Raw genomic sequence first — 538 nt, forward strand, 5'->3', positions numbered from 1 at the left:
GGCATGGATGGTAATTGGGCCATCCGCTGTTACAGGAATCGCTGCGGTGATATAGCCATTGCTTAAGTCAGTTGCACTCACTGTATAGTCAGTACCGTTAACATTCACAACAGTACCTACCACTGCATCTGGACCCAACGCTACACGGGCATTAAAGCTGCCATCTGTGCCAAGTTCTGATGTATTGATGAAGCCATCAGCATTTAAGTCATCCGGTACTGTAATCGGACCAAGCAAGTTCGCTGCTGCAGTATCCACAGTCACGACTGCACTGGTTGTACTTACATTACCTGCCGGGTCGGTTGCTGTCACAGTCACAGTATGTGGACCATCTGCCAACACTGGAAGTGTATTGTCTGCAAGGGTCCAACTACCATTGCCATTATTCACCGCAGTATAGTTCACACCATTTACAGTCACCACAACTGTCGCAGTTGGATCGTTCACTGTACCTGTTAATTCAGGTGTACTGTCATTGGTGGTGACATCACTTAAACCAACTGTCGGCGCAGTGGTATCTACAGTTACCACAGCATTA

1 protein-coding gene is annotated in these 538 nt (G+C 47.6%); it reads right to left on the reverse strand.

The window, feature by feature from the left end; all coding sequences use genetic code 11:
* Positions 1 to 538: Ig-like domain-containing protein (locus J582_RS25560; protein WP_032049018.1), on the reverse strand; the 538-nt coding region annotated here is incomplete at both ends.

This window comes from Acinetobacter sp. 1566109 (genome assembly GCF_000582255.1).
GTDB lineage: Bacteria > Pseudomonadota > Gammaproteobacteria > Pseudomonadales > Moraxellaceae > Acinetobacter > Acinetobacter nosocomialis.